This window comes from Bacillus sp. AP50 (genome assembly GCF_040492675.1).
GTDB lineage: Bacteria > Bacillota > Bacilli > Bacillales > Bacillaceae_G > Bacillus_A > Bacillus_A cereus.
Map to the genome: position 1 here is coordinate 1 of NZ_JBEUTW010000051.1, position 9,419 is coordinate 9,419.

Sequence of the window (9,419 nt, forward strand, 5' to 3'; positions counted from 1 at the left end):
ATCCATAGATTTCCTGTATATTCATAATCTTTCCATATATATCATTTTACAAAGAATTACATATTTGGTCAAAGGGATTTATGTAGTCCTTAAAAGAAAATTTTAATCCCAAAGAAAAGAAGCTAACAATAAATTGTTAACTTCTCGGCTTAAGGAAAAAATAGTATCTTTCCTTATCTTCTAATATCTAGGTTGTGATTGAATATTTGTAAGATGAACATCATACATATCAATGATTTCAAGAAATCTATCAGCTTCACGGAAAACATGGTCTGCTAATAATGGATGAATGATACTCTTTATTTTACATTGCTCAATTAAATCACGTGCTGTTTTCTTAAAATCCCGAAGAGATGCAACCGACACACGATTTTGATCTAAAAATTGATCTAAAAGAGGGGCTGTTTGGGATTGTGGTTTCATAGATTCTAAGTCAATTGCTTGATACATCAATTCATCAAAATCATTGCTAAAATTCCGCGCTGTATCTACAAGCTTTCTTTCCGATGGATCAAGAAGATGGCCAATAAATTTAGCATGGTCTGCCATAATCCGTAAAAAGAAAACATTTTCTTTAATAATAGCATCAGGAAGAGCATCTAATTTACCTTCATTTAATTGTATTAAACGTTTTCTAAAATAATCAGCTTCCCTACTTGTATGGTCAACTAAAAGTGGAAAGTTATTTTGTCCTGGCAATTTACATGTGAGAATTAATCCTAAAATTTTTCGTTTAAATCCCCAAATATTAGTTGCGGCTTGTTGTACTTCTGCATTAAATCTTTTTATTTGCTCAGGATCTGTTTCATTTGTATAGGAATGCGCTATTTGTTCAATATGTTCAAACAATCGATAAAATTGATTCGCCTCTTCGATTAGTTGAGTATCCTCGCATCTAAATCCTAAACGAAGAAAAAAAGAATGCTCCTTCATGATTCTAGACCAAAAACGAATTTCATTTAATGAACGCTCAACAAACATTACAGATGTAACACCTGTATCCGGATGTAATGAAGTTTCATCCCTATGCATTGTTAATCCCCCCCAGTAAAATCCCCACTAGTTCCATTCTTATGAGTAAAAAAATATATAAATACCATCAATAAAAGTTTATGATGACTCTCTTATACATGTAAAATTAAACTAATATAACCTTAGCTTGATGAACATATACTGCTCCCGCAGAAGAAAAAAAGCTACCACCTAGATGTAAAATCCTACTAAGTGGTAACCTTTCAAAAGTTCTATTAAAGCAATACCGAATCTTTATCACTATCCTGATTACGTTTCTCACGCTCTTCTTCTAAACGCTTCATATATACTTCGCCTTCTTTTTCGATAAACTCATTATCCATATCTTGCTCTTTTTTCGAAGTATATAAAACCATGTAGCCACTTAATACAATCCCAACAATTACAAGATAAACCCACCATGGTAAAGTTTCCACTCTACTTCATTCCTTTCCTTAGACAAGCCTTATTAGTTTCACTCTATGAGGAAAGAAGTGGATTTATGCTTAAAATTTTTATTGTGGATGCTTCGCGAAAAATGCTTGTACATATTCCATAAACTCAATTGGTTCTTGACGAAACGGTGCGTGGTATCCTTTTTCAATAATATGAAACGTACTATTTGCAAATAGCCCATGATACAGTTCACCATTTTTCCACGAAACACTCTTATCATGTCGTCCCCATATAATTAAAGTCGGTACCTTAATTTTATCAGCTTCCATCGCAATGCGGCGCTCTCGCATTTTCGTAAGCTGATCATAATGCTCTTTATCATCACGACTATTTTTTACTTCATTTTTATTATACTTCGTAATCTCAGTTACAGTTTGTAAGTCCGTCGATAGCGGTGGTACTTCATAACTTTCTTTTTGCTGGAAAGACTCTATCCCTGTAGAATCCGCCAAGATGAGATGCGTCACTGCATCCGGATATAAATACGCTAAATTGAGAGACATCTCTCCGCCCATCGAATGACCAAGTACTGCGAATTGATCATACCCGAGCTTCTTCATTAACTTATAATATAAATTCACTTGCGCAGGAAACGAATACTGAAAATCAACCGGCTTAGAAGAACGCCCAAATCCTAAAATATCAACCGCAATAATCGTATGATCTCGCACTAGTTCCGGATAAATATCACTAAACCCATCAGAAGAACCACCAAACCCATGCAACATGAGTAACGGAGGTTTCCCCTCACCAATTTGCTTAAAATAAATCGTCTGCCCATCAATTTGCGCCATACTCTCTTTCGTATTCAGCTTCATCATAACAGTATCTTTCACTTCTTCAACCTTCGCAATCGGCTTATCAACGAAGTTACATACGATAAGCAAAACAAGCACAATACCGCTAATCAAATAAAACTTAAACCGTTTCAAAGTTCCCGTCTCCTTTCTTGAGTTGCTATTTAAAGTTTTTACATTTTTTGGTTGTTTTATGTTCTCTTTTTAATTGTAACTAAAACAGTTACAATTATACTAAAAAAATATAACTCACTTCTATTACTAATGGTTATTCTGTAACTATTATAGTTACATATTTAAAGTAAGTCAATTCTTTTCTCTACATGGCCTAAAAATAGAGAAAGGGACTTCATGTTGAAGTCCCTTTCTTTGTTATTATAGTTGGCTTACTCCGCCGTCGCCTCTATTATCTGCTGGTGCTCCTCCTGTGTCGCCAATGTTAACGTAGTCTGGTCTTGCTGGTGCTCCTCCTGTGTCACCAATATTAACGTAGTCTGGTCTTGCTGGTGCCCCTCCTGTGTCACCAATATTTACAGCTTGATTTGTAAAAGAACTATTGAACCCAATTGATAATACCCCTACTAATGCAGTCCCAACAATAGCCAAACGAAATTTCTTCATTATTTTAACGCTCCCTTTTCCAATATATTTTTTTGAGCCTTATTATTCATATAAAAATATTTACTTGCCTTAACATGATCATCAAATTCATAAAATTTCAGTGCTAAAATTTCAGTGTATTCTTGAATACAATCCCATAATCTTTCTCTCTCAAAATAAGAAATTCCTTCTAAAATTACATCTTCAATAATTGATACTGAAGATTTTCCATTGAGTTCTTTCAAAATTTTAAACCGATGTTGAAATTCTTTTTCTCCTAAATCAACACAAATATTTAAACCTTTTTCAACAATTGGATTCGCCAAGTTATATTGTCCTAATTTGTAATGTTCACGTGCTTCTACAAACAAGGCTTTAAAGTGTTCTGGATAATTTTTGGTCACCTCAGATATATGACGAATTGCTAATTCTGAAAGATTTTGACTAGCATAAAGCCAAGCTAAATTATGCCGAACCATTAGCATATATTTTTTTTGATCTGCTTTTTGCAATACTTCCATAGCAGAATTAAAGTTTTCTTCCGCTAATTCATAGTGATCTATGTCTACACAACATAGTCCAAAAGCATTTTCACATAATCCTACTTTTATTTCATAGCCTGGATATTGCAAAAATGCTGTTTTTGCCCTATTCAAGTAATCTATTGCATGAACTTGGTCATATTTTTGATAATAAAAATTCCCCATCCGATAATTAAACTCCGCATGTTCTATCGGATCGGCAATATATTTCAATAACTTCTCAGCTTGCTCATACTGTTCTTTCGCTTCATTATAATTTGAAATTAATGTGCAATGAAACCCTTTAAAAAAGTGATAGTAATAAGCTAGAACACCTTCTGCCGGGATTTCAAAAGATTCCACTTTATCAAAACTATCTTCTCTAACCCCAATCCAATCAACTAATGCATCATATCTAAAATTCAACAACGCATGATAAAGCAATACATCCTGATCTACGTCCAACCCACTAATCTTACTTTCAATCTCCTCTTTCATTTCCGTAGCTTTCTCTATATTTTGCTGTAACATTACACGATACCAATCATCTAAAGAATGTTTCATTTGCTCCCGCGTTACTACATCTGCTCCCATACACTCGCATCTCCTTTTCTCAAACTTACAAAATTAGTATTTTTATACAATTATCAAAATTGTATATTACCACTCCTTTTCTATGCATTGAAAAATAATTATCAGAAAATTTAATATTTTGATTAATTATACCAAAGTTTTCCTTTTTGATAACTTGAGAAACAATTGTCAGAAAACTTACTAGGATAAATAAAAAAGCAAGCAGTTCCAGCACTCCGCTAAAACTACTTGCTCTCCTACTTACTATCTCTATTTTTACTCTTTAATAAATTCCTTCGTACTTCTCACTGTATCAATTGGACGAACTAATTTTTCAATTTCTTCACGTTTTGGCTCTAGGAATGGAGGTAAAGATAATTTTTCGCCAAGTGTTTCGTATGGCTCATCTCCCATAAATCCTGGGCCATCTGTTGCAAATTCAAATAAGATTTGTGGTGCAACTCTTGCATATAATGATTCAAAGAAATGACGGTCTACATAACCAGATGAAGGAAGTCCAACGCTACTGATTCTCTCAATCCATTCTTCTAATACAGCGCGATCTTCTACGCGGAATGCAGCATGGTGAACCGTACCAAAACCTTGTCGTGCTTCTGGAAGAACCGTATTATGTTCTACAATGACAGAAGCACCGTTTCCACCTTTATTCACTTCAAATAAATAGAATTCTCCTTCTTGCGCAACCTCTTTAAATAATAAAACTTTTTCTAACACTTCTTTGAAGAAACTAAAGTTTGCAATACGGATGAATACAGGCCCTAAACCAGTAATTGCATATTCTAATGGAACTGGTCCGTTTTGCCATGGTGTACCTGATTCAATCCCTTTATCAAGTTCATCTGAGATTAATTGATAGTGTTGGTCATCAAAGTCAACGAAAGAAAGAATTTTCTTACCAAATTGCTCTTTAATTCCTGTATGTTCTACTTCAAGACGGTCAAAACGTTTCACCCAATATGCTAACGCTGCATCAGTTGGCACTCGGAATGAAGTTTTTGAAATTTCATTCGTACCGTGTACTCCTTTTGGAATACCTGGGAAGTCAAAGAATGTCATATCTGTTCCTGCACTACCTTTATCATCTGCAAAGAATAAATGATACGTTTGAATGTCATCTTGGTTTACTGTTTTTTTAACTAAACGCATTCCTAAAACGTGAGTGAAAAACTCATAGTTTTTTTCTGCACTACTTGTAATCGCTGTAACGTGGTGAATTCCTTTTAATTGGTTCATTTTATATTCCTCCAATGGGTTTCATTTATTTGTTAAAGTTGTATATTTTCTTCTATTACTTCTCTTCAATCGGTGCTAAATTCGCTTCAATTTCTGCTCGCTGATCTTCTAAGAATGGTGGTAAATCAAGCTTTTCTCCTAGATGTTCCACATCTCCATCAACTGTAAATCCTGGTCCATCTGTCGCAATTTCAAATAGGATTCCGTTTGATTCACGGAAATATAAGCTTTTAAAATAGAAACGATCAATGATTCCTGAAGACTGGAAGCCTCTTTGTTTCACCTGTTCTTCCCAATAGGCAAGCTCTGCATCGTTTTTCACACGAATTGCTAAGTGGTGAATGCTACCGCGGCCCGGCTTTTCAGTAGGACCATCTAAATATTTCACAACGATTTCTCCAAAAGCCTCTCCTTTAATGGACTGAAAAATTGCTTCTTCGTCACTTCGGCTAACTTCTATATAACCAAATATATCTGTTAATGTACTCGCCAGTTTATCAAGTCTACGCACTGTCATTTCCACTGAACCCATTCCTTGAATTTGATGCTTTGCAGGAACTTCTGATTTCTCCCACGTTTCCCAGTGCTCCACTTTTTCTCCATTTGAAACGAGTAGCACGAGACGAAGACCTTCCGCATCCTCAAATTGCAAAGCAGGACGATTTGCATATGTTGTTATTTCACTATGTTTTACACCAAATTTCTCAAATCGTTCTTTCCAGTAATGTAAACTTTCCTCTGACGGAACGAGTAAGCCAATTCGCGTAATTGCATTCGTACCACGGTACGTTTTTCCTACTAAAGGCATTTCAAAAAATGATAGTTCCGTACCTGGGCTCCCTGTTCTATCTCCGTAAAATAAGTGATACATCGATGGATCATCTTGGTTTACCGTCATTTTCACACGGCGTAAACCAAGCACGTTTTTATAAAAATGGTTATTCTCACTTCCGTTTTTTGTAACCATTGAAATGTGATGATGCCCTTTAATTTCATACATTGATAATTCCTCCGTTTCATTTTACTAGTCAAGTGATACCTAAAAAATAATATGCTTCTTAGCTTTTCAATTTATTCTCACTATGTTTTTGTAAATTCATCTTAGTTTTTACTGAATAAGTTACTTCGTTTTTTTAATCGAAAGCAACTGAGTATATGTTTTTCATATGACTCAATCGCTTTCGTTACTATCACTTTACAACTCAAGTGATTAAAAAGCAAGTAATTTATCTCAAATTCGAGATATTTTTTTATTAAATAACATTTTGGACTAAAAACACGAGAAATTCTTGGTTTGAGGACATTATAAAATTCATAAGTTGATGGATGTGAGATATCGCCAGCATTTTTGAAAAAAACACGCTAAGAGTATGCGAGATTTTATACAGTTTTTTCGTTAATCCAATAACAGACAAGAACCCTAAAACCGCACCAGAATAGGAATGTATAAAAAATTGCATAGATTGATAGAACAAAAAAAGGAGGTTCCCTTGTGAGAGTAGGATTCCTCCTTTTTCCTTGCTACCGATAATAGGACGTTATGTTAACTGATCATGTATAGGATATTCATATAGGAATTGTTTCTATCAATGCTGAATTATACAAAGAAGGAGGCATGATAATGAAAAAAGAACAATTAATATTAATTGCTAGTCTTACTCTTTTATTTCCTGTCCTTGAATTTTTCTTCCAGAAATATGATTACTTCAATTTTTACGCACATATAGGTATTATAGCCATTGCTGTATCAACTGTCGTATTCACACTCCATTATATAAAACAAATTTATTGGAAATTATCGATCGTATGAGGAAATTATGAAAGAATAGAATTTAATTGAATATGTTTTCTATTACCCGTTTCAAGCTTTTCCCCATACCTTTTACTGCCCATACTAGTTTAAGGAACACTTTAAAGATAGCATCCCATACGTGTTCATTAATAAAAAATTCGTATACTTTCTTTAACCACTCTTTCGGGGATTTACTCTTACGTTTAAACCTTTGCCAATGCGTTTCTTCACTAGTTTTCATAACTACCCCTTCTTTCTTAATCGAATATGCTTTCTATTAGAAGTTTTAACACCTCGCTATAATGATGAAAAGAACGAGGTTTATCATATCTGGCAATTTAATCACTCCTAATTTTAAATTAAATTCATTATATAACGATTTCTAAATTTTTAGTTAATTACTAGTGAGAATTAAGCAAAATTTAAACAAAAACACCTATGTTAGGCTTTAGTTACAGGTTTTCCCCCTATAAAATCAACTATTTGCGCCACCAACTATGGGGTACGCGAATTACTTTGATATTATCTTTGAACGAACAAAATAACTCCTTTCGAAAAACAAATGAACTGATATTAATCAACTTCCAATATCGAGAATTATGTAAATAAGCTGCCCATATGGACAGCTTATTGTATTTTTTGCTTAACATATTTTTTCTGAAATGCTGGCCGTACTCAATTTAAAAGTTGATATGCCCCCATTCTAGTGGCAAGATATGTTTTATTAGTTCTTCGTTACACCCATGCGTACTTCTTAACTATTTTATTTCATTTTTAATAAAGTGAAACTTTAATCAGTGGGGGTTTTCTTCACCCCCCACTGATTATCAACCCTCACCAATCGGACTTTAATGACTTAACATTATGCTTATCTTAGGAGCAAGGTATTTTATCGGTGAGTGTATACAAACCATGTAATGCTTGCTGTTAATAATGCTGACGAAATCAAAGCTGTAAGAACACTATATGTTTGCCACATAAGTATTGTTGACCAATCGAAAGCGCAGCACAGTATACCCAGAGCAATCGTAGCGATCAGGAAAATAACTGTTACGGTTATTCTCTTTTTTGTCATTGGCTGTCGCTCATTCGTTCTCCTTCTGCGTAATCCTAAGAGAAATAGCAAAACGGCCAATAGGCAAAAAATAATTGTGATAGACGACAAAATGATATCCAAAAGCTGTGTGCCGCTTATTTCATATGACTGAGTTAGATTGCCTTCTAATATATCTTTAACTTTTAGTACCATGTTTGTATTGGTATTTGTGCCGTTGCTCAGCAAGGAGACGGCTGTTCGTTCATTTGGCAGTATGACTACTTCGGTTCTGAAATTTGGATTGCCCCCAGTGTGTTCTATAATCGTTTGTTCGGCATTTACGGACCAACCTGCCGCATAATACATACCGTTGACAGCCGAAACAGACATATCACCCCTATGTGATTTTTCGATAACCGTGTGAAATATTTCGGGTATGTCCTGCACGATACCCATCTGTATGCCCAGCCAACGAGCCATATCTTTTGTATTAGAAATGATGTAGCCTGCGGGTTTATTCCCAGCATAATCCGGAGCTTTAAATGGAGTTGTCATAAAAAAGGAAGAACGGTAGCCCTGTGCCAACTGTCCAGTAGCTTGAGCATCTTCTTTATAAACATACGTCTGGTGAAGACCTAGCGGCTGAAATACCTGTTCCTTCATAAAGTCTTCATAGCTTTGTCGCGACACAATCTCAATAACCAAACCCAATACGTCATAATTAACGGTTCCATAGTTATACTGTTCACCGGGAGGGAACGCCAATTCAGCATCAACGAGCATTTCCACAGTCTTTTGCAACATATCCGGTGTATTGCCTTGTGGAATATTTTGAAGATGCCTAATATTTGTTAGACCACTGGTATGGTGAAGAAAGTTATTTAGTGTAAGACTTTGCATATCAACAGGTTTCCCTTGATACTTTAATGTAAACCAAGGTAAATATTTTTGGACAGGGTCAGTCATTGAGAGCAGCCCTTGCTCTTCCAATAGCATAATACCCATACCGGTAAAAGCTTTACTGACCGAGGCTAACTCATAGAGTGTATTTTCACTTGCAGACAACCCCTTTTCACGGTCTGCATACCCTGAAGAAAAGTAGAACACTTCATCATCAGCAAGTATTGAGATTGACATTCCCGGCACACCTGATATACGACAGGCATCATCTAGCAACGCTTGTATTGCCGCAGATTGCGAATCTGACAACGCATAACTTTGTGTTGCGAATCCTGAGAATAATATAAATATCGTTAATACAAAAACAATAATCTTTTTCATAAACTCTCCCTTTTGGAAAATTATAAGAGAATAATATAAATAACCTCCTTTTACAACTACGAAACTAATTTTTAATGTATCTTTCTATTCACCTATAT

At 34.9% G+C, this 9,419-nt stretch carries 10 protein-coding genes; 1 reads left to right on the forward strand and 9 read right to left on the reverse strand.

The genetic code is table 11. The annotated features are described in order from the left end of the window. Window positions 1–180: 180 nt before the first annotated feature. The 7 genes from ABWK52_RS05720 to ABWK52_RS05750 form a co-directional block, all read right to left on the reverse strand. A complete protein-coding gene (locus ABWK52_RS05720) occupies window positions 181–1,032 on the reverse strand; it encodes a DUF2935 domain-containing protein (RefSeq protein ID WP_000554479.1) in 852 nt (283 codons plus the stop codon). A gap of 215 nt (window positions 1,033–1,247) precedes the next feature. Then, entirely contained in the window at window positions 1,248–1,448 is a 201-nt protein-coding gene (locus tag ABWK52_RS05725; RefSeq protein WP_000449223.1) for a sporulation YhaL family protein, read from the reverse strand. A 78-nt stretch (window positions 1,449–1,526) separates the two neighbouring features. Next, window positions 1,527–2,399 (reverse strand): alpha/beta fold hydrolase, encoded by an 873-nt coding sequence (locus ABWK52_RS05730; protein ID WP_000819471.1) that lies wholly within the window; start codon window positions 2,397–2,399, stop codon window positions 1,527–1,529. A 240-nt stretch (window positions 2,400–2,639) separates the two neighbouring features. Continuing rightward, a complete protein-coding gene (locus ABWK52_RS05735) occupies window positions 2,640–2,885 on the reverse strand; it encodes a Phr family secreted Rap phosphatase inhibitor (protein WP_000714518.1) in 246 nt (81 codons plus the stop codon). After that, on the reverse strand, window positions 2,885–3,979 hold the full coding sequence (locus tag ABWK52_RS05740; protein ID WP_097796463.1) for a RapH N-terminal domain-containing protein: 1,095 nt from the start codon (window positions 3,977–3,979) through the stop codon (window positions 2,885–2,887). Before ABWK52_RS05740 ends, ABWK52_RS05735 begins: the two co-directional genes overlap by 1 nt. 255 nt (window positions 3,980–4,234) lie before the next feature. Then, window positions 4,235–5,212 carry a ring-cleaving dioxygenase gene (locus tag ABWK52_RS05745; protein ID WP_053513540.1) on the reverse strand — a complete coding sequence of 326 codons (978 nt, stop codon included), beginning with the start codon at window positions 5,210–5,212 and terminating at the stop codon, window positions 4,235–4,237. A 55-nt stretch (window positions 5,213–5,267) separates the two neighbouring features. Further along, complete coding sequence (locus tag ABWK52_RS05750; protein WP_098541314.1) at window positions 5,268–6,212, reverse strand: ring-cleaving dioxygenase; 945 nt, start codon at window positions 6,210–6,212, stop codon at window positions 5,268–5,270. Between the two features lie 621 nt (window positions 6,213–6,833). On the opposite strand from ABWK52_RS05750, the gene ABWK52_RS05755 reads away from it, so the two are divergent. Further along, entirely contained in the window at window positions 6,834–7,022 is a 189-nt protein-coding gene (locus tag ABWK52_RS05755; protein ID WP_000712159.1) for a hypothetical protein, read from the forward strand. A 22-nt stretch (window positions 7,023–7,044) separates the two neighbouring features. Here the strand turns inward: ABWK52_RS05755 and ABWK52_RS05760 are convergent, their stop codons facing one another. Continuing rightward, window positions 7,045–7,245 (reverse strand): hypothetical protein, encoded by a 201-nt coding sequence (locus tag ABWK52_RS05760; protein WP_000858032.1) that lies wholly within the window; start codon window positions 7,243–7,245, stop codon window positions 7,045–7,047. 648 nt (window positions 7,246–7,893) lie between these two features. Further along, the gene (locus ABWK52_RS05765; protein ID WP_070179905.1) at window positions 7,894–9,321 is read right to left on the reverse strand and encodes a serine hydrolase domain-containing protein; all 1,428 of its coding nucleotides are present in this window, start codon (window positions 9,319–9,321) and stop codon (window positions 7,894–7,896) included. Between the last annotated feature and the right edge of the window lie 98 nt (window positions 9,322–9,419).